At 62.1% G+C, this 18,772-nt stretch carries 19 protein-coding genes and 1 pseudogene; 16 read left to right on the plus strand and 4 right to left on the minus strand.

Annotation, left to right across the window (positions count from 1 at the left end; translation table 11 throughout):
* The first annotated feature begins 168 nt into the window (after positions 1-168).
* Positions 169-1,497, plus strand: coding sequence for a reverse transcriptase domain-containing protein (locus BBX50_RS19110; protein WP_065776912.1), 1,329 nt, complete (start codon positions 169-171; stop codon positions 1,495-1,497).
* A 102-nt stretch (positions 1,498-1,599) separates the two neighbouring features.
* On the opposite strand, the gene BBX50_RS19115 is transcribed toward BBX50_RS19110, so the two are convergent.
* Positions 1,600-2,286, minus strand: a complete 687-nt coding sequence (locus BBX50_RS19115; RefSeq protein WP_274534029.1) for a sulfatase-like hydrolase/transferase — start codon at positions 2,284-2,286, stop codon at positions 1,600-1,602.
* On the opposite strand from BBX50_RS19115, the gene BBX50_RS30525 reads away from it, so the two are divergent.
* From BBX50_RS30525 to BBX50_RS19135, 4 genes are all read left to right on the plus strand, one after another.
* Complete coding sequence (locus BBX50_RS30525) at positions 2,212-2,799, plus strand: hypothetical protein (RefSeq protein ID WP_162493759.1); 588 nt, start codon at positions 2,212-2,214, stop codon at positions 2,797-2,799. The two genes, BBX50_RS19115 and BBX50_RS30525, sit on opposite strands and share 75 nt — an antisense overlap.
* 30 nt (positions 2,800-2,829) lie before the next feature.
* Positions 2,830-3,123, plus strand: coding sequence for a hypothetical protein (locus tag BBX50_RS19125; RefSeq protein ID WP_065776914.1), 294 nt, complete (start codon positions 2,830-2,832; stop codon positions 3,121-3,123).
* A gap of 79 nt (positions 3,124-3,202) precedes the next feature.
* On the plus strand, positions 3,203-3,619 hold the full coding sequence (locus BBX50_RS19130) for an ATP-binding protein (RefSeq protein WP_139108452.1): 417 nt from the start codon (positions 3,203-3,205) through the stop codon (positions 3,617-3,619).
* A 47-nt stretch (positions 3,620-3,666) separates the two neighbouring features.
* Entirely contained in the window at positions 3,667-4,239 is a 573-nt protein-coding gene (locus BBX50_RS19135) for a response regulator (RefSeq protein WP_244513199.1), read from the plus strand.
* Between the two features lie 185 nt (positions 4,240-4,424).
* Here the strand turns inward: BBX50_RS19135 and BBX50_RS19140 are convergent, their stop codons facing one another.
* Entirely contained in the window at positions 4,425-4,793 is a 369-nt protein-coding gene (locus BBX50_RS19140) for a VOC family protein (protein WP_065776916.1), read from the minus strand.
* A gap of 322 nt (positions 4,794-5,115) precedes the next feature.
* Between BBX50_RS19140 and BBX50_RS19145 the strand changes: the two genes are divergently transcribed.
* Positions 5,116-5,379, plus strand: a complete 264-nt coding sequence (locus BBX50_RS19145) for a response regulator (RefSeq protein ID WP_244513200.1) — start codon at positions 5,116-5,118, stop codon at positions 5,377-5,379.
* 153 nt (positions 5,380-5,532) lie between these two features.
* Here BBX50_RS19145 and BBX50_RS19150 read toward each other — a convergent pair whose 3' ends face one another.
* Positions 5,533-6,423, minus strand: coding sequence for a LysR family transcriptional regulator (locus tag BBX50_RS19150; protein ID WP_065776917.1), 891 nt, complete (start codon positions 6,421-6,423; stop codon positions 5,533-5,535).
* A 327-nt stretch (positions 6,424-6,750) separates the two neighbouring features.
* On the opposite strand from BBX50_RS19150, the gene BBX50_RS19155 reads away from it, so the two are divergent.
* Positions 6,751-8,199 (plus strand): MFS transporter, encoded by a 1,449-nt coding sequence (locus tag BBX50_RS19155; protein ID WP_065776918.1) that lies wholly within the window; start codon positions 6,751-6,753, stop codon positions 8,197-8,199.
* Positions 8,200-8,317: 118 nt separating this feature from the next.
* Here BBX50_RS19155 and BBX50_RS19160 read toward each other — a convergent pair whose 3' ends face one another.
* Positions 8,318-8,692, minus strand: coding sequence for a DUF4180 domain-containing protein (locus BBX50_RS19160; RefSeq protein WP_065776919.1), 375 nt, complete (start codon positions 8,690-8,692; stop codon positions 8,318-8,320).
* Between the two features lie 347 nt (positions 8,693-9,039).
* Between BBX50_RS19160 and napE the strand changes: the two genes are divergently transcribed.
* The 9 genes and pseudogenes from napE (at position 9,040) to BBX50_RS19205 (ending at position 18,574) form a co-directional block, all read left to right on the plus strand.
* Positions 9,040-9,228: a periplasmic nitrate reductase, NapE protein gene (napE, locus tag BBX50_RS19165; protein ID WP_065776920.1), complete on the plus strand. Its 189-nt coding sequence runs from the start codon at positions 9,040-9,042 to the stop codon at positions 9,226-9,228.
* A 9-nt stretch (positions 9,229-9,237) separates the two neighbouring features.
* On the plus strand, positions 9,238-9,738 hold the full coding sequence (napF, locus tag BBX50_RS19170) for a ferredoxin-type protein NapF (RefSeq protein WP_065776921.1): 501 nt from the start codon (positions 9,238-9,240) through the stop codon (positions 9,736-9,738).
* Positions 9,731-10,037 (plus strand): annotated as a pseudogene (locus tag BBX50_RS19175) (chaperone NapD). The gene napF and the pseudogene BBX50_RS19175 overlap by 8 nt, the downstream one beginning before the upstream one ends.
* Positions 10,012-12,519 (plus strand): periplasmic nitrate reductase subunit alpha, encoded by a 2,508-nt coding sequence (napA, locus tag BBX50_RS19180; RefSeq protein WP_065776923.1) that lies wholly within the window; start codon positions 10,012-10,014, stop codon positions 12,517-12,519. The pseudogene BBX50_RS19175 and the gene napA overlap by 26 nt, the downstream one beginning before the upstream one ends.
* Positions 12,520-12,563: 44 nt before the next feature.
* Entirely contained in the window at positions 12,564-13,019 is a 456-nt protein-coding gene (locus BBX50_RS19185; protein ID WP_161952200.1) for a nitrate reductase cytochrome c-type subunit, read from the plus strand.
* A 4-nt stretch (positions 13,020-13,023) separates the two neighbouring features.
* Entirely contained in the window at positions 13,024-13,713 is a 690-nt protein-coding gene (locus BBX50_RS19190; protein WP_065776925.1) for a NapC/NirT family cytochrome c, read from the plus strand.
* Positions 13,714-14,340: 627 nt separating this feature from the next.
* Entirely contained in the window at positions 14,341-16,548 is a 2,208-nt protein-coding gene (locus BBX50_RS19195; RefSeq protein ID WP_065776926.1) for a DUF3604 domain-containing protein, read from the plus strand.
* 32 nt (positions 16,549-16,580) lie between these two features.
* Positions 16,581-17,555 carry a peptidylprolyl isomerase gene (locus BBX50_RS19200; protein WP_065776927.1) on the plus strand — a complete coding sequence of 325 codons (975 nt, stop codon included), beginning with the start codon at positions 16,581-16,583 and terminating at the stop codon, positions 17,553-17,555.
* On the plus strand, positions 17,552-18,574 hold the full coding sequence (locus BBX50_RS19205) for a HupE/UreJ family protein (protein ID WP_065776928.1): 1,023 nt from the start codon (positions 17,552-17,554) through the stop codon (positions 18,572-18,574). The genes BBX50_RS19200 and BBX50_RS19205 overlap by 4 nt, the downstream gene beginning before the upstream one ends.
* Positions 18,575-18,772: the final 198 nt, after the last annotated feature.

Genomic DNA, 18,772 nt, shown 5'->3' on the forward strand with positions numbered 1-18,772 from the left:
TGGGTTGCGACTTGAAGCTGGACCTTTCCATGCGGATCGCGCGCCAAGGCTATCTCACCCAGGTGGCGGTAGCTGCCGAAGTGTCTGTTGTCGCGGCCATGCCGTGCGCAGTGGATGGGTAGTCGCAAACGGTCGGGGGTGTATGTACGGGGTCCCGAACCGAGTATCATGAAAAGTCTTTTCGAAGAGGTCCGCAGCGAACAGAATATTTTTTCGGCTTGGCGACATGTAAAGAGTAGCGCGCTCGCCTCCGCAAATCCAGATATTCGTGGAATGGCTTCAGAGTTTGAACATTCGCACCAAAGGCATCTTAAGCGGGTCATTGCTCAACTACGAGCAGGGCGCTTCACATTTGATCCGGTTGAGGGCGTGCTTAAGGACAAGCGCAAGCGCCTCGCGCAGAATAAGCAGCCGCGCCCGATAGCTATCGCGACGCTGAAGAATAGGATCGTGCAACGCGCTATCCTTCAAGTACTTCAGCCCAGAGAAATTAGAGACGCTCGAAACTCCGACCCCAAGTATGCCGCGAAAGTAGATGCTCGCCTTGGACGCATAAATGAGGTGAATAGATCGCAGTTTGGCGTGGGTGGGTTGATTTATCCCTATGGTGGAGTGCGCCCGGCCATACAGCGAATTATGCAGGCTATGAACGATGGAGCAAAGTACTTCTATCAATCTGACATAGAGGCCTTCTTTACGAAAATTCCCACAGTTGACGTCGTTAATTTCATTAGAAACGAGACCGGAGATGAGGATTTAACGGACTTGTTTTCTGAGGCTCTCAAGGTTCATCTTGCAAATGCGGACGAATTGGAAGGATACGCTCAGCTCTTTCCGAATGGCGGGATAGGCGTTGCCCAAGGCTCATCTCTTTCAGCTTTTGCAGGAAATGTCTTGTTGTTCGCGATGGACCACGAATTAAACACGGGACCCGTAACAGCCGTACGGTATATCGACGACATTTTGATAGTCGCGGACCAAGAAGTTCATCTTGAACAGGCTGTTGAAACAGCCAAGGCTCGGCTGAGTGCCTTCAAATTCGGCTTGTACTCTCCATCAGATAGTAATGGCAAAGCGGCAAAAGGGGAGTGCCGCAATTCAATCAATTTTCTCGGTTGCTCGCTTCAGCCAAAGCGTTGTGTGCCTAACGCAGAGTCTATTAAAAAGCTGCATCAAGCAGTTTCACAGACGTTGGCGAGCTCAAGAAAAGAGGTACATATAGCTATGAAAAAGGGCGGGCGTATTGGTCCAAAGGTAACTTATTCAGCAACGCTGGAAACTGTAGGAAAAAAAGTCTTTGGCTGGCAGAAATCTTTCGATTTTTGCTCGGAAGAGCAGCCATTTAAATCTATTGATAAGTTCGTTTATGATGAAATTGAAAATTATGGCCGATACATTGCTCGTATGTTGAGGAAGGCTGACCAGGAAACCAAGATGATGGTCCTTGGTGTTCCTTCCACGTTGCATTTGTTTCGCGCTGGCCTCGCGAAAAAGTAGTAATTCTAACCGACAGACGCGGCTGCTGCCGGAGTCTGTCTCTGCGCCAACGAGAATTTGCCGAACGCCCGGCCCATTTGAGCCGGGCGTCTCTGCGTTCACTCACTCGCCGCCCGCGCCACGCAGCTGGGCTTCGATCTTGGTGAGGTTGAAGGAGCCAGGCGACTGGCTTGGCGGATAGTCCTTCATCGTCTGCAGGAACCTGGCGGCCAGGCCCTGGATCGGCACGATGACGAAGGCGCGGTCGAGGAACCAGTCGTTGTAGACGTTGGCATTGTGCTGGGCCTTCTCGATGGGGTCGCGGCGCAGGTGGAAAAGCAGCGGCACGCGCAGTTCGGTAAAGGGCTCGCGCCAGACGCCGAAGGCCTCTCCGCGGTTTTCCAGGAACACCACCTTCCAGTCGTCGTAGCGCGCTGCGACCACCTGGCCGTTGTCGTTGACGTACCAGAACTCGTGGCGCGGCGACTCCTTCATCTTGCCTTCGAGATAGTCGAGCTGGTTGTGGCCGTCGATGTAGTTCTTGTAGCTGCGGCCGTTGAGCTCGACGCCCTGCAGCAGCTTGTCCTTGATGTCGGGTGCACCGGCGGCAGCGGCAAAGGTCGGCAGCCAGTCCTCATGCGCGACGATGCCGTTCAGGTTCTTGCCAGCCGGGAAATGTCCGGGCCAGCGGATGAAGGCCGGCACACGGTAGGCGCCTTCCCGACGGATATTCCGATGCCGGCCGATGCCGCCGGCGTGCTCAGCCGGTTCGACGTCAAGGGGACCCTTGACCTTGCCCGCAAGCTGCAGCCGGGCGCCAGGCGGGCGACGATCCTGACCGGATCCGCCCCCCTCGACCGCAGTTGGGAGGAGACCGCGCGCACCCTGGTCGGAACGCATTATGCCGGCTTCGACATCGACTATGTCAGCGGCCTGTCGCTTCAGGGTTTCAAGGAGAAGGCCGCTGCCTTGCCGGCCGATAGCGCGCTCCTGATCCTTTCGGTCTTTGCCGATGCCGACTGTGTCTCCTTTATTCCGCGCGATGCGGCAAGCCGGATTGCCACAACATCAGGCGCGCCCGTCTACAGCAGCTATTTCGATGGCACGGTTCTCGCCGGACATGTTGGCACCTTCACGGCGATCGGCGAGGAGATGGCGTCGCTGGCACTTGGCCTCTTCGACGGCGGCGCGGTAACGCCGCCGGTGACGCTGAAGGAGGTGGCGCTGATCGACTGGCGACAGGTCGTCAGCCGCGGCATCGCGCGCGACAAAATCCCTGCGGATGCCGAGATCCTCCACTACCAGCCGACCGCCTGGGAGTAGTTCCGGCTGCCGATCATTCTCGGGCTCTCGGTGATTGCCGCGCAGGCGCTTTCGATCGCCGCGATCGTCTTTGAGAACCGGCGCAACCGGCGGCTTGAGGAGACCGTGTCGACGCAGCGGCTGGAACTGGCGCACATGTCGCGGCGTTCGCAGGTGAGCCAGCTCTCCGGCACGCTGGCGCATGAACTGACCCAGCCGCTGACGTCCATTCTCGCCAACGCAGAAGCTGGGCGGAAGTCGCGCGGGCCGAGGATGCCGATCTTCGCGAACTCGGCGAGATATTCGACGATATCGTCGCCGACAACAAACGCGCCGCCGAGGTGATCGCCCAGCTTCGCAGCATGATGCGCAAGGCGAAGTTTCGATCGACAGGATCGATCTCAACGACGCGGTGCGCTCGACCGTGGCGCTGGTCAATGCGGAGATGGTGGCACGCCGTACAGAGGTTTCGGTGAGCCCGAGCGCCGAGCCGCTGCCCGTCAAGGCCAATATGGTGCAACTGCAGCAGGTGATCCTCAATCTTTTGCTGAACGCCAGCGACGCGATGGCGGAATTGCCGCCGAACCAGCGCAGGATTGAAATTGCAACGCGGCTTGGCGACAATGGCGCGCGACAATTGACGGTCAGCGATGTGGGGCCGGGCATTGCGCCTGAACCGATGACGGAAGTGTTCAAGCCCTTTGTCAACACCAAGGAGAACGGTCTTGGGCTGGGCCTTGCCATTTGCCGCTCGCTTCTGGAAGCGCGGGGCGGCAAGCTTGTCTTTGACGGCGAAGTGACGCGCGGCGCGCGCGCCATCGTCACGTTGCCGCCCGATTAGGGGGATGGCTGCCATGGAGGAAAGAGCCGGAACCGTGTTCGTCGTGGATGACGACGAGCGCGTTGCGCGCGCTTCAGCGCCTGCTGAAGTTTTCCGGTTACGCCGTCACAACCTTTGCCGATGCGGGCTCGCTGCTCGCCTGCGAGGAGCTGGCGGCTGCCGATTGCATCGTGCTCGACCTTGGCCTTCCCGATACGGACGGGCTTTGCGTGCAGGAGGCGCTTTCCGCCATGGACGGGCACGCCTCCATCGTTTTTCTCACGGGCCGCGCCGATGTCCCGATCAGCGTCAGGGCGATGAAGGCAGGCGCCGTCGATTTCCTGATGAAACCGGTCGAAGAGGCGGCATTGCTGGCGGCGGTCGATGCCGGCGTGCGGCGCAGCCGCGGCGCACGGGCGGCCGAAGACGAGAGGGCGCGGGTCCACGCCCCGCTGGACAGTCTGACGGCGCGTGAGGCCGAGGTCATGCAGCATGTCGTTGCCGGCCGGCTCAACAAGCAGATCGCCGGCGATCTCGGCACCGTGGAAAAGACGATCAAGGTTCACCGCGCCCGGATGATGGCGAAGTTGGGGGTTCGAACGGTTGCCGATCTCGTGCGGCTGGTCGAGCACGCGCGCTAGCCGCGCCGTCCGGCATTTTTCCCCGCCGGCAAAGGCTCAAGTGACGCAGCGACCTTTGCGCGTTCATCTGAACGCATGAGGCCCTGGAGCGCCGTGCGTTCATACGAACGCACCAAGGACGCTCTAGCACTTTGATTCTAGAGCGTCTTTCCGCCTCGCGTGGACCCACTTGAGAGCGGGATGCCCTAGGCGTCAGGCTGGTGGCAAACCGCTTCGATGTTGTGCCCGTCCGGATCAAGAACGAAAGCGGCATAATAGTTCGCGTGGTAGTGCGGGCGCAGGCCAGGCGCGCCATTGTCTTTGCCACCTTCTTCCAGAGCCGCATGGTAGAAGGCGTCGACCTGCTCGCGGGTCTCGGCCACGAAAGCCAGGTGCAGATGCGCCGGCTTTTCTTCCGTCTGGTACAGGCACAGCGACGACTTGCCGTCCGTGCTCATCTCGATGCCGTTCGCACCCTTGGAGACAACAACGACGCCGAGCGGCGCAAGCGCCTTCAGGTAGAACGTTTCGCTTGCCGCATAGTCGCGGACACCGAATTTGACGTGGTCAAACATGAAGTTCTCCTTGATGGGCCCACCTGACGGAGGCAATACATTGGCAGCGTCCTCGCGGCCGCGTCTCGGCTCATATCGCGATGGTCTGTCTGAGGCAACAATGGAAGGGAATAGCGGCGGGATGCCCAGGTGTCAGTCCGGCTCTCTTCGCCGGGCCCGCCGCGCGGGCCGACAAGGCCTGTGACCGCATGCCCAACAGGCAATGATTGCCGCCAGCCTCCGCGTTCATCTGTACAGACAAGGGTGCTCAAGGACCCGTCATCTTTCGCATTGGTCCTAGGTCCAACTGGACCGCGGGCCGCCTTCCACTAACGTTTATGGTATGAGCGAGCGAAGGACTGTGATTGCGATCGTGGACGACGACGAGCTGGTTCGCCGCGCGCTTTCGCGCCTCGTCGCCTCGCTCACCTGCCAGCCGATCGCCTTTGCGTCCGCCGAAGCTTTTCTGGAAGTCGTGGAGGATGCTCTACCGTCAGGCGTGCTGATCGATCTGCACCTGCCCGGTATGACCGGTCTGGAACTCTTGGAGGAGCTCGGCCGCCGCGGCATCGTGCTCAAAGCCATCGTGATCACCGGATCGGAGTAGGAGGGCACGCGCGAGCGCTGTCTTCAGGCGGGTGCCAGCGCCTTCCTCAACAAGCCGGTCTCCGGGGATGCGCTGGCGGATGCCTTGGGGTCGCTTGGCTGAGGCAATGCCATGCCGCAAACGGATGCCGGCTTTGAATTCCCGCTGACCCCACTACCGGGTGCAGACCTCGCGCACGCGCCCGCGCAGCCAGCGGTGCGCCGGGTCGGCGTCGAGCCGGGGGTGCCAAACGAGCGAAATGGTGATTTCCGGTGGCGGTGCCGGCAGCGGAAAGGTGAAGAGGTTTTCGCGCAGCGTGCCGGTGTAGCGCTCGGGCACGCTGGCAATGAGGTCTGAGGCGCGGGCGAGCGCGAGCGCCTCCGAGAAGCTGCCGACGGTGACGGCAATCTCGCGGCTGAGGCCATGGTTTGCGAGCGCCGCGTCGATCGGGCCTGTGTCGCTGCCGCGGCGGGAGACGTGGATGTGGCGGCCTTCGGCGTAGCGGGCAGGGGTAATCTTTCCGCCGCCGAGCGGATGACCGGGGCGGGCGACGCCGACGAAGCGATCGCGGAAGAGGGCCTGCGCGCGAAGCTCGGGGCCGGTGGTCTCACCGATCACGCCGGTTTCAAGGTCGACGCTGCCGTCGCGCAACGGGCTGCTTTCCCTGTCGAGTTTCTGGACGAAGCGCAGCCGGACGCCGGGCGCTTCGGCAGCCACCTGGGCGATCAGCGCCGCGCCGAAATTTTCGACGAAGCCCTCGCGGTTGCGCAGCGTGAAGGTGCGCGTCAGCTTGCTCAGCTCCAGCGTTTCGGCCGGCCGCAGGACGGCCTCGGCATCGTTGACGAGCGGGCCGATGCGATCCCGCAGTTCCAGCGCCCGAGGGGTGGGCACCAGGCCACGGCCGGCGCGCACGAGCAGGGGATCGCCGGTTGCCTCGCGCAGCCTGGCAAGCGACCGGCTCATGGCCGAGGGGCTGAGCTTAAGGCGTCTGGCGGCGCGGGCAACGCTGCCTTCGGCAAGCAGCACATCGAGGGTCACGAGCAGGTTGAGATCCGGTCTGGTCATCGCCCTTCATAACACGCGTTCATTGATATGTGGCGTCAAACGCACGAATGAAATGCATATGCTGCGCGTTCCGCCATATGAGGCTCAGGCTTAGTCTCTCAGGGAACCATTTCTTGAGAGTTTACCGATGATCACAACACACGTCCCGCCGGCCGCCTTCGGCCGTTTCACGATATGCCTGGCGTCTCCGTCCGCCCGGAAGCGATTGCCGCCGACGCGCAGCAACCCAGATGTCCGATTCCGTTTTCCGGCTGTTCCCGGCGCGCGACCGCGACGTGGATCTGCTGAGGTTTTTCGCCGGGAAACGATGGGCGCGGGAGGGGGCCGATGACCTCGACGGGATATGACGCGCAGGCAAGCGCCGCAAAGCCGGCGGCACCCGCTTTCTGGGTGCTCACGAGCCTGTCGCTTTCCATGCTGCTCTCCTCGCTCGGCACCAGCAGCGCCAATGTCGCCCTGCCGGCGCTCGCGGACGCCTTCGGCGTTTCCTTTCAGGCGGTGCAATGGGTGGTGCTTGCCTATCTGCTTTCGATCACAACGCTGATCGTCAGCGTCGGGCGGCTTGGCGATATCACCGGCCGCCGGCGGCTGCTGGTTGCCGGTATCGGCCTCTTCACCGCCGCCTCGGCCGTTTCCGGCCTTACGCCGAGCTTCGCGCTCATGATTGCCGCGCGCGCGGCTCAGGGGATCGGTGCGGCGGTGATGATGGCGCTGACCATGGCCTTTGTCGGCGAGACGGTGGCCAAGGAGAGGACCGGCACCGCCATGGGCCTGCTTGGCACCATGTCGGCCATCGGCACAGCGCTCGGACCTTCGCTCGGCGGTGCGCTGATTGCCTGTTGCGGCTGGCGGGCAATCTTTGTCGTCAACGTGCCGCTCGGGCTTGCGGCGGTCTTGCTTGCGCGCCGACACCTGCCGGCCGATCGGCGGCTTCAGGGCAGGGAGCGTCCGCGTTTCGATGGGCCCGGCACCCTGTTTCTGGCGTTTTCGCTCGGGGCCTATGCGCTGGCGATGACGGCCGGGCGCGGCAGCTTCGGTGTGCTCAATGTCGCGCTTTTGGCGACCGCCGCTCTCGGCCTCGGGCTGTTCCTGCTGGTCGAGGCCAAGGTTGCCTCGCCGCTGGTCCGGCTTTCGATGTTTCGCGATCCGGGCTTGAGCGCCGGCCTTTCGACGAATGCGCTGGTCTCGACGGTGATGATGGCGACGCTGGTGGTGGGGCCGTTCTATCTGTCGCGTGGGCTCGGGCTCGATGCGGCGGCGGTCGGCCTTGTCCTGTCGATCGGCCCGGTCATCTCGGCCTTTAGCGGGGTGGTCGCCGGCCGCATCGTCGATCGCCTGGGCGCTGCGTCCGTGGTGATGGTCGGTCTCGTGGCGATGGTCGCGGGCTGCCTGGCGCTATCGCTGCTGCCCGGTATCGCCGGTGTTGCCGGCTATGTCGCGGCGATTGCAATCCTGACGCCGGGCTATCAATTGTTCCAGGCGGCCAACAACACCGCCGTCATGGCGGATGTGGCGACGGACCGGCGTGGTGTCGTCTCCGGCCTCATCAACCTTTCGCGCAATCTCGGGCTTGTCACCGGCGCCTCGGTCATGGGCGCGGTCTTCGCCTGGGCGGTTGCGGCCAGCGATATGGCAACGGCTTCGCCAAGAGCGGTGGCGGCCGGTCTGCAGGCAACCTTCGCGGTCGCAGGGCTGCTGACTGTGATCGCTCTGGCGATCGCGGCTGCAAGCCGCATGTTTGCGAGAGGTTCCGCACACAGCCGCAATGCGCTTTGACCGAGCCTCGGGCAAGGTCACGGCGGTTTGGCTACGGGCCAATCCGTCGAGCCCGTGTGTCATGCGATGGTTTGTCGAATGTCCGTCGTCCCGCGCGTGAGGCCCGCCCGAGCGGGGCTCAGGCGACCGGCATGCGCTCCAGCTTCACGCGTAGCGTTTCGAAATCCGGCACGAACCAGAGGGCGTCGCCCTTGTTGGTCTCCCGCACGAAGTCGGTCAGCGCCTTGCTGTTTTCGAGCTTCATCTGAATGTCGCCGACGATGGCGCAGCGCATGCGATAGTTGACGAACTTCTGAAACACTTCGCCGGCAACACGGGTCGAAAGGTCGAGGAAATCAGGTCCGAGCCGTTCCACCGGGATCGCCAGCACATCGGCCTCATGCGCCCAGGCGTCGCCGAGGAAATCATTGGCGTCGCCCGGCGCTGCAAGCAGCGGGCCATGTTTTGCGCACTTCAGCACGAGTGCGCCTGCGATTTTGATCAGCTGTGTCATGCCTCGAGAAATAGGTGGTAAAGCTCTGGGTTGCAAGCGCATTGGAGGCGGCTGTCGCCCCTCGGCAAAAGCGATCGGGGCGATCGTGTGCGGCGATCTTCGATGTATTCAATGAAATACATTGAAGATCATAAAATTGATTGTTCGTCGCAAGTTACTTCTCCGCGTGCACCGAAAAATTCTGACAATTCTTGTTTTGGTTTCTTGTCGATTTGACACAGATCAATGACCCGCACTGTTTGGCATTTACTCTGCACCACGATGCAGACCTGTCATCGGCAGGTCATGGGATTGATTTTTGTTTCGGGTGGCGCATCTTACCGTAGATTGTGTTGGGGGACGCAGGAATGCCGGAACTCGTTCAGCAACAGCCGATCGAAAAACCGCCGCGCTCACGGCGTGCCGAGCTCATCACCTTCTTCGTGCTCGCCTTCGGCATCTGGCCGATCGTCGCGATCGGCGTCGTCGGCGGGTATGGCTTCCTCATCTGGATGCTGCAGATCATCTTCGGCCCGCCAGGCCCCCCGGGGCATTGAGGTTAAGCCATGGGCACCGCACCTCTTTCCCGCCGTGAACTTTTTACCGGCCGCGCTGCCGCAAAGCCCGTCCGCATCCGGCCGCCGGGTGTTTCGGAGCTGAGCCTTTCCGCCTGCACGGGCTGCGGCGCCTGCACTGAGCGATGTCCCACCGGCATAGTCCGTCTTGAGGACGGCCTTCCCTTCGTCGACTTTTCGCGCGGAGAATGCACCTTCTGTCGCGCCTGTGAGGACGCCTGTCCCGAACCCGTGTTCGTTAAGCAGAACGCGCGCCGCTTCCCCCATGTCGCCGCGATCACCGATACGTGCCTGGCGCGCCGCAACGTCGCCTGCCAGTCCTGTGGCGAAAGCTGTCCGGAGCAGGCGATCCGCTTTCGCCCGCGCATTGGCGGGCCGTTCCTGCCCGAGATCAACGAGGCCAGATGCACCGGCTGCGGCGCCTGCCTTGGCGGCTGTCCGGTGAGCGCCATCGCGGTCAGGGCATTGGAAGCGGAGGTGGCCCATGTCTGAGGCCGCAACGGCAAGGGCGGGCACGCCCTATCACAGTTCGAGCGCTGTGGTTGCCACGATGCCTGACAGCACCGAAGCGGTGATGGCGACGCTACGAGAAATGGAAAACGTTGAAATCCATGGCCACGGCGGCGGCAAGATCGTCGTCGTCATCGAGGGCAAAAGCACGGGCGCGCTCGGCGAATGTCTGACGCAAATCTCGCTATTGGATGGGGTGATCTCGGCCAACATGGTTTTCGAGCATGTGGAAATGGAAGAGGAAGGGCAGGAGCCATGAGCGCAGAACTGACGCGGCGTGACATTCTGAAGGCCCACGCAGCCGGCATCGCCGCCGCCACGGCCGGTATCGCCTTGCCTGCGGCCGCCCGGCCGGTGCCGGGCGGGGTCAACGCGCTGGAGATCAAATGGTCGAAGGCGCCGTGCCGCTTCTGCGGCACGGGCTGCGGCGTGATGGTGGGCGTGAAGGAGGGCCAGGTGGTCGCCACCCACGGCGACATGCAGGCGGAGGTCAATCGCGGCCTCAACTGCATCAAGGGCTATTTCCTCTCCAAGATCATGTACGGCCAGGATCGGCTGACGACGCCGCTTCTGCGCAAGCGCGGCGGGACCTACGCCAAGGACGGCGAGTTCGAGCCGGTGAGCTGGGACGAGGCCTTCGCCGTGATGGCCGAGCAGGCAAAGAAGGTCCTGAAGGAGAAGGGGCCGACGGCCGTCGGCATGTTCGGCTCCGGCCAGTGGACGATCTTCGAGGGCTATGCCGCGACCAAGCTGATGCGGGCGGGATTCCGCTCCAACAATCTCGACCCCAATGCCCGCCACTGCATGGCGTCGGCCGCCGTCGCCTTCATGCGCACCTTCGGCATGGATGAGCCGATGGGCTGCTACGACGATTTCGAGAATGCCGATGCCTTCGTTCTTTGGGGCTCGAACATGGCCGAGATGCACCCGATCCTGTGGACGCGGGTTGCCGACCGGCGCCTCGGCCAGCCGCATGTGCGGGTCGCAGTGCTTTCGACCTTCACCCATCGCAGCATGGATCTCGCCGATATCCCCATCGTCTTCAAGCCGGGGACGGATCTGGTCATCCTCAACTACATTGCCAATCACATCATCGAGACCGGCCGGGTCAACGAGGACTTCGTCAACAAGCACACCAAGTTTGCCCGCGGCGTCACCGATATCGGCTATGGCCTCAGGCCCGACAACCCGGTCGAGGTCAACGCCGCCAATTCCAAGGATCCGGGCAAGACCGAGCCGATGGATTTCAAGGCGTTCAAGGCATTCGTTTCGGAATACACGCTGGAAAAGACCGCCGAGATGACCGGCGTCGATCCGGAGTTCCTCAAGCAGCTGGCGGAGCTTTACGCCGACCCGAGCCGCAAGGTGATGTCGCTCTGGACCATGGGCTTCAACCAGCATGTGCGCGGCGTCTGGGCCAACCAGATGGTCTATAACCTGCATCTGCTGACGGGCAAGATCTCCGAGCCCGGCAACAGCCCGTTCTCGCTGACCGGCCAGCCATCGGCCTGCGGCACGGCGCGCGAGGTCGGCACGTTTGCGCACCGGCTGCCGGCCGACATGGTCGTCACCAACCCCGAGCATCGCAAGCATGCCGAGGAGATCTGGCGCATTCCGCACGGCATCATCCCGGAAAAGCCCGGCTATCACGCCGTGCAGCAGGACCGGATGCTGAAGGACGGCAAGCTCAATTTCTATTGGGTGCAGGTCAACAACAACGTCCAGGCCGGGCCGAACACCGCCAATGAGACCTGGCAGGGCTATCGCAACCCGGACAATTTCATCGTCGTTTCCGATGCCTATCCGACGATCACGGCGATGAGTGCCGACCTGATCCTGCCCGCCGCCATGTGGGTGGAGAAGGAAGGGGCCTATGGCAATGCCGAGCGGCGCACCCATGTCTGGCACCAGCTCGTGCAGGCGCGCGGCGAGGCACGTTCGGACCTCTGGCAGATGGTGGAGTTCTCCAAGCGCTTCATCACCGACGAGGTGTGGCCGAAGGAAATCCTTGACGCCAGCCCCGAATATCGCGGCAAGACGCTGTTCGAAGTCCTGTTCAAGAACGGCGAGGTGGATCGCTTTCCGATCACCGATGTCAGCGCCGAATACGACAACAACGAGGCCAAGGAGTTCGGCTTCTACATCCAGAAGGGGCTGTTCGAGGAATACGCTACCTTCGGCCGCGGCCATGGCCATGATCTGGCGCCCTACGACACCTATCACGAGGTGCGGGGCCTGCGCTGGCCTGTCGTCAACGGCCAGGAGACGAAGTGGCGCTACCGCGAGGGCTTCGACCCTTACGTCAAAGCGGGCGAGGGCGTGAAGTTCTATGGCAACAAGGATGGCAAGGCGGTCATTCTCGCCGTGCCCTATGAGCCGCCGGCCGAATCCCCCGACGAGGAATACGACACCTGGCTCGTGACCGGCCGCGTGCTCGAACACTGGCACTCGGGCTCGATGACCATGCGGGTACCGGAGCTCTACAAGGCCTTTCCGGGCGCCCGCGTCTTCATGAATGCCGACGATGCCCGCAAGCGCGGCATCAACCAGGGCATGGAGGTGCGCATCGTCTCGCGCCGCGGCGAAATCCGCTCGCGCGTCGATATTCGCGGCCGCAACCGCATGCCGCCCGGCGTTGTCTTCGTTCCCTGGTTCGACGCCAGCCAGCTCATCAACAAGGTTACGCTCGACGCCACCGATCCCATCTCCAAACAGACGGATTTCAAAAAATGCGCGGTCAAGATTCTTCCCGTCACCCTCTAGGGTGGGTTCGGCTGACTCGGACCCTTTCGAAACGGTCCGGATGGATGGCCATTGCCGCCGGTCTCCTGGTGTTCATCACCACGGCAGCCGTGGCTCAGGTTGCAGAAAAGCTGGTGCCGCAGCTCGAGGGCCCGACGCCGCAAATGGCGACCGAGGCGGCGGCACCGCTGCCAAAATGGGTGGTCGACGACAAGCGCAAGATGCGCGCCTATCCCGACCAGCCACCGGTCATCCCGCATTCGATCGAGGGCTACGAGCTTTCGGTCAATGCCAACCGGTGCCTGTCGTGCCACAAGCGCGAATTCACCCAGGATTCCGGTGCGCCGATGATCAGCGTCACCCATTACATGACGCGCGACGGGCAGATGATCGCCGACGTTTCGCCGCGGCGCTATTTCTGCACCGCCTGCCATGTGCCGCAGGCCGACACCAGCCCGCTGGTGCCGAGCAATTTCAAGGATATGAGCGAACTCGGCTTCAAGCCGGCCGGAAGCGAGTGACGACATGATCGCATGGACCAGGAAAGTCATCCTCTGGGCCTGGGGCATCATGGCGACGCCGGCAGGCACGCTCGGCCTCGGCTTCCTCACGCTCGGCGGTTTCATCGGCGGCGTGATGTTCTGGGGCGCCTTCAACACCGCGCTGGAGATCACCAACACCGAAAAATTCTGCACCTCCTGTCACGAGATGCGCGACAACGTCTACCAGGAGCTGACGCGTACCATCCACTTCTCCAACCGCTCGGGCGTGCGCGCCAGCTGCCCGGACTGCCACGTTCCGCACGAATGGACCGACAAGATCGCCCGCAAGATGCAGGCGTCGAAAGAAGTCTGGGCCAAGATCTTCGGCACGATCAGCACGCGGCCGAAGTTTCTTGAAAAGCGGCTGGAGCTGGCCCAGCACGAATGGGCGCGCATGAAGGCAAACGACAGCCTGGAGTGCCGCAACTGCCATTCCTCCGTCGCCATGGACCTGCAGAAACAGACGCAGCGGGCGGCCGAAATCCACACCCGCTACCTGCTTTCCGGCAAGGCCACCTGCATCGACTGCCACAAGGGCATCGCGCATGAGCTGCCCAACATGGAAGGCATCGATCCCGGCTGGAAGATGCCGCCGGAGCTCGAGGGCAAGAAGATGGCCAACCAGACGCCGATCGACGATCTGAGGCAAGCGCTGGCTGAGGTGCATCGCTGAGGGAGTTGCGGCGGTCGCCTTGATTTTCGTGCGGCCGCCAGGATGGAAAAATCGAAGAAGGCAGCGTCGTGGTGCGCGGCCTTGCCGTCCGACCGTGACTACTGCATGTCTCCTCAAATCGACCTCGATTTGAGGACGAAGACATGCAGCAAATCAAAGTGCTACAGCGACCTTTGCGCGTCTGATAAGACGCGCGGCGCTGTAGTGAAGCGTGGTGCCAACCAAGACCACCTTATCCCCTGTGCTCGTCACAGGGATCCAGCCTGCCCAAGTCCTTGGGCTGAATAGTCCTTTGACCCGACGGCCGTCGGGGCGCTGGATTCCCGCCACAGGGGCGAGGATGAGGGAGGGTAGGGCGCCCACAGGAAGACCGTCTGCCGGTCGGGCCAGAGCGTTCAGCCCAAGATCGCTTTTATCCGCCTTGCCGCTGTAACGTACTTACATACTTCGTGTAATCATTCCTGCTTACTTCTTCAGATCGCAAGCGGCATGAAGATCTGTGGCGCAGGACAATCCGTTGTTGTAGTCGGATAGCAAATCTGTAAGAACTATACGACGATATTATCCTGCATCTTAAATAATTGCATTCGGTCCACTCCTGTTCACACTTGAAACGAGGATGTTGTTATGCGCCGGATAAATAGAAAAACCTTCTTGCTTTCTTCAACAATTCTGGTCTTCGCACCCGCGTCCATCGCCGCGCAGGAGCGCCATGCCTATTTCGGGCAGACCCACCAGCACACGAGCTGGTCGCTGGACGCCTATATCATCGGCAACATGGTCACCGGGCCCGAAGAGGCCTACCAGTACTCGATGGGGCAGACGATCAAGCATCCGGCCGGCTACGACGTCCAGATCAGGACGCCGCTCGACTTCCAGGGCGTCACGGACCATTCCGAATATGTCGGGGTGGTCAGGCTGGCGAACGACCCGACGTCGTCCATCAGCAAGCTTCCCATTGCCGCGAAACTGATCGTCACCAAAGACAACGGCCCGATGAAGATCTTCCAATGGATGGCCGGAAGCATTGCCAGCGGCAAGCCCATCCCGGAGCTGCTGAACCCACAGCTCACCGGCTCGGTGTGGAGCCAGAATGCTGCCATTGCCGACAAGTACAACAAGCCCGGGCAGTTCACGACCTTCTGTTCGTATGAATGGACGTCGATGCCCAACAATCAGAACATGCACCGCAACGTGTTCTTCAAAGATTGCGCGAAATTGCCGGAGGCGCCGTTCTCGGCGCTCGAGTCCGACCATCCGGAGGACCTCTGGACCTGGATGGACGGGCAGCGCAAGGCGGGCAACGAGGTGTTGGCGATCTCGCACAACCCCAATCTTTCCAACGGCATCATGTTTCCTGTCGATGTCGACAGCAAAGGCAATCCGCTGGATGCGGCGTGGGCGCAACAGCGCATGACCAACGAGCCTCTGACAGAAATCAAGCAGGTAAAGGGTGTCTCGGAGACCCACCCCGATCTTTCGCCAAATGATGAGTTCGCCAATTACGAGATCATGAATTACCTCATCGGCATTGAAAACAGCACGTCGAAAATACACGGAGGCTATACGCGGGAAGCCTATGAAAACGGCCTGGCGATGCAGGCGACGCGTGGGTACAACCCGTATAAGTTCGGTGTCGTCGGCGCTGGCGACTCGCACAATACGGTTACCGGCTACTCGCAGTCGAATTTCTTCGGCGCTCACGGGCTGACCGACGCTACGCCTCAAGCCCGTCTCGCCGGCAAGGTCGAGTCGGGCATGAACATCCTCCAGACGGGAACCTCCGGGCTCACCGTCGTTTGGGCAGAGGAGAATACGCGCGAGTCGATCTTCGCGGCGATGCAACGCAAGGAAGTCTATGGCACGAGCGGCGTGCGTATCCAGGCACGCATGTTTGGCGGATGGGATTACGACAAGGGACTTCTGGCGGATGCCGACTGGGCGAAAACCGCCTATGCCAGTGGTGTGCCCATGGGCGGAGATCTGCCGCCGGCCGAGGGCAAGGTTCCCTCATTTGTCGTCTGGAGCGTCAAGGACCCCGAGGACGGAAACCTCGACCGGATCCAGATCGTCAAGGGATGGACGAAACAAGGTCAGATTTTCGAGAAGGTTTTTGACGTGGCCTGGTCCGGCAGTCGCCAGCCCGATCCGGTGACCGGCAAGTTGCCGCCTGTCGGCAGCACCGTCGACATCACCAAGGCAACCTACACCAACGACATCGGCTCGGTGGAGTTGAAGGCGGTCTGGACGGATCCGGAGTTCGATCCCACCCTGCACGCCTTCTATTACGCGCGCGTCCTCCAGATACCGACCCCACGCTGGAGCACCTATGATGCCGTCAAGCTCGGCGTCCTTCCGCCGAGCAATGCGCCAGCCACCGTTCAGGAGCGCGCCTGGACGACGCCCATCTGGTATACGCCAAGCCCGGCGACCGTCGCCAAGGCCGAGCGAGGGCTGACCGTCGACGATCTCACCAAATCCGGATCGACGGCTCTTGCCGACGATCAACTGAAAGAGCTCGTCGTCGGCAAGATACTCAAGGTTCACAACCGGGTGACCAACCGGGATTTCGATGTCCTGTTCGGTGAAGATGGACAGCGCGTCGTGACGCAGGTGAACGGCGGGCCACCGAAGGCGGACGATTTGCTGCAGGTCATGCATCCAAGCACAGCCGGGTCGGCCGCCGCCTACGAAATCAAGGACGGTCATATCGTCACCACCATCGATGGGACGGAGTTTGAACTGACCGTATACAAGTCCGGCGACAAATACGTCGCCGCCCGCAGCAATGAATTCGGGTACGCGAACTACGAGGTCCTGTCCGTCGCGCAGTGAGAGGACAGGGCCGGCGAGCGGAGGAACACCGGATGAAACTGTTTCCAATCGCACCTGCCGCCCCGTTGCGGCAGGGCGGCGTTGCCGGAAGCCGCTGGCGCAAGGTTCTCGGCGAGCCGCTCCTCCACTTTCTGGTTGTCGGTGCCGTGTTGTTTGGCGCCTACCACGTCCTCAACCCGGCGCCTGAGGGAGGGGCCGAGCCGCAGCAGATCGTTCTGACCCGGGACGATGTCAGGCAGCTGGCGATCAGCTGGCTGGCGCAGGGGCGCTCGCCACCGACGCCGGAGCAGGTGCGGGCCCTGGTGGATCAGAAGGTCACCCAGGAAATCCTCTTTCGCGAGGCGATCGCGCTTGGGCTCGACCGTGATGACGAAGTGGTCAAGCGCAGGCTTGCACAGAAGATGGACTTCCTCGCCGCCGACGTGGCGACCTTGCAGGAGCCGACCGAGGAGCAGCTGGAATCCTGGTTCAGCCGCAATTCGGCGCGCTTTACGCTGCCGGCGCATGCAAGCTTCCGGCATTTGTACTTTTCGCCTGACCGACATGGCGCAGGCACCCGCGATGCGGCTTCAGCCGCCCTTGCGCGGCTTGCCGGGAAAACCGCCGATCCTCCCGAACTTGCAGCGGCGGGCGATCCCTTCATGTTCCAGAACCAATACCGGGACGTGACACCCGAGCAGGCCGGCAAGCAGTTTGGACCGCAGTTTTCCGATGCGCTCTTTCAGCTCGCGCCGGGCAGGTGGCAGGGGCCCGTTCAATCCGGCTACGGCTGGCATCTCGTCTGGATCGACAGCCTGGAGCCCGGCCGCGTACCGACGTTTGCGGAGGTGAAGCCCAACGTAAAGGCCGGCTGGATCGACGACCAATATCGCGAGATCAAGCGCGCCTCGCTCGACGAAATGCGGTCCCGCTATGTCGTCACCCTTCCTGTCATCGACCCCAGGGACTGGCAGGACCTGCAGCTTCCCGCCCGGGCCAATGCAGCACTTGAGGTCTCGGCGCAATGAGCTGCCGGTTGCTTTGGTCGGCATGGGTGCGGCAGATGGTGTCGGGGCTGGTCGTCTTGCTGGTGCTGGCGGCGACGGCCAGCGCCCACGAGATAAGGCCCGCCTATCTGCAGATCGACCAGACGGGCCCGAACCGCTACACGGTCATCTGGCGCACCCCCATGTTGTCAGGCATGCGGCTGCCGGTGGTCTTGCGCTTTGCCGACAACGTGCGCACCGTGACAGGCCCCGCCGAGCGCAGCCTGCCGGACTCGCTTGTCGAGACGCGCATCATCGAAACGACCAATGGAACGCTTGCAGGCGGGCGCGTCGAGTTCGTCGGGCTGCAGGCAACGATCACCGACGTTCTGGTGCGGGTGCGCCTTTCTGACGGCTCGGTCTTAACGACGATGGTTCGTCCCGCTCAGCCCTGGGTCGAGGTCGCGACGCAGCCCGGGCGTCTCGAGGTCGCCAAAACCTTCGTCACCCACGGCATAGAGCACATCCTGTTTGGATACGATCATCTGCTTTTCGTTCTGGCACTGGTGCTGCTCGCCCGCGACTGGCGTTCACTGCTTCTGACCGTCACGGCGTTTACGCTCGCCCATTCCATTACGCTCACGCTTGCGACGCTCGGGTTCGTCCATGTCCCGGGCCCCCCGGTCGAAGCGGCGATCGCTTTCAGCATCCTCTTGCTTGCCTGCGAGATTGTGCGAATCCAGCGTGGTCAGCCCAGCCTCACGGCGCAACGGCCATGGCTGGTTGCCTTTGCCTTCGGTCTTCTGCATGGCCTCGGCTTTGCCGGCGCGCTCGCCGATCTCGCTCTGCCGGAAGGCGAGATCCCGCTTGCGCTCCTGTTCTTCAACATCGGCGTCGAGATCGGACAGTTGCTGTTCATTACGGCGGTGATCGCAGCCGTCGGGCTGGTGAGACTGCTGCGCTATCCGCCTTCTGTCGGCCGCCGGGCGCTTCTGGCTGCGACATACATGATCGGCACGATGGCGGCGTTCTGGTTTGTCGAGCGGCTGGCGGCGTTCTGAGGCGCGCCCTCATTGTCGGCGTATAGGCACAGTTCCGACGCTCCGGTTTTTTCTGAAGAAAATTTCAAGCGCAATGTCGGCTCTTTCGTTTCCCGTGCGTCATTTAGGCAGGGAAGCAGGTTGGCTTCCTCCACTGGAGCGGGATAGGAAAAAAATCCGCGCGGGTCTTTTGCCCGCAATTCGCTCTTACTATCTGGG

The organism is Ensifer sp. LC11, from assembly GCF_001695835.1.
Taxonomy (GTDB): domain Bacteria; phylum Pseudomonadota; class Alphaproteobacteria; order Rhizobiales; family Rhizobiaceae; genus Ensifer.

Bases quoted from the DNA above. Each gene is read 5' to 3' on its own strand.
- napA (WP_065776923.1), top strand. From the start codon at position 10,012: ATGAGCGCAGAACTGACGCGGCGTGACATTCTGAAGGCCCACGCAGCC.
- BBX50_RS19140 (WP_065776916.1), bottom strand. From the start codon at position 4,793: ATGTTTGACCACGTCAAATTCGGTGTCCGCGACTATGCGGCAAGCGAA.
- napF (WP_065776921.1), top strand. From the start codon at position 9,238: ATGGGCACCGCACCTCTTTCCCGCCGTGAACTTTTTACCGGCCGCGCT.
- BBX50_RS19205 (WP_065776928.1), top strand. From the start codon at position 17,552: ATGAGCTGCCGGTTGCTTTGGTCGGCATGGGTGCGGCAGATGGTGTCG.
- BBX50_RS19135 (WP_244513199.1), top strand. From the start codon at position 3,667: ATGACGACGAGCGCGTTGCGCGCGCTTCAGCGCCTGCTGAAGTTTTCC.
- napE (WP_065776920.1), top strand. From the start codon at position 9,040: ATGCCGGAACTCGTTCAGCAACAGCCGATCGAAAAACCGCCGCGCTCA.
- BBX50_RS19195 (WP_065776926.1), top strand. From the start codon at position 14,341: ATGCGCCGGATAAATAGAAAAACCTTCTTGCTTTCTTCAACAATTCTG.
- BBX50_RS19110 (WP_065776912.1), top strand. From the start codon at position 169: ATGAAAAGTCTTTTCGAAGAGGTCCGCAGCGAACAGAATATTTTTTCG.
- BBX50_RS19145 (WP_244513200.1), top strand. From the start codon at position 5,116: ATGAGCGAGCGAAGGACTGTGATTGCGATCGTGGACGACGACGAGCTG.
- BBX50_RS19160 (WP_065776919.1), bottom strand. From the start codon at position 8,692: ATGACACAGCTGATCAAAATCGCAGGCGCACTCGTGCTGAAGTGCGCA.
- BBX50_RS19185 (WP_161952200.1), top strand. From the start codon at position 12,564: ATGGCCATTGCCGCCGGTCTCCTGGTGTTCATCACCACGGCAGCCGTG.
- BBX50_RS19190 (WP_065776925.1), top strand. From the start codon at position 13,024: ATGATCGCATGGACCAGGAAAGTCATCCTCTGGGCCTGGGGCATCATG.
- BBX50_RS30525 (WP_162493759.1), top strand. From the start codon at position 2,212: ATGCCGGCCGATGCCGCCGGCGTGCTCAGCCGGTTCGACGTCAAGGGG.
- BBX50_RS19150 (WP_065776917.1), bottom strand. From the start codon at position 6,423: ATGACCAGACCGGATCTCAACCTGCTCGTGACCCTCGATGTGCTGCTT.
- BBX50_RS19200 (WP_065776927.1), top strand. From the start codon at position 16,581: ATGAAACTGTTTCCAATCGCACCTGCCGCCCCGTTGCGGCAGGGCGGC.
- BBX50_RS19155 (WP_065776918.1), top strand. From the start codon at position 6,751: ATGACCTCGACGGGATATGACGCGCAGGCAAGCGCCGCAAAGCCGGCG.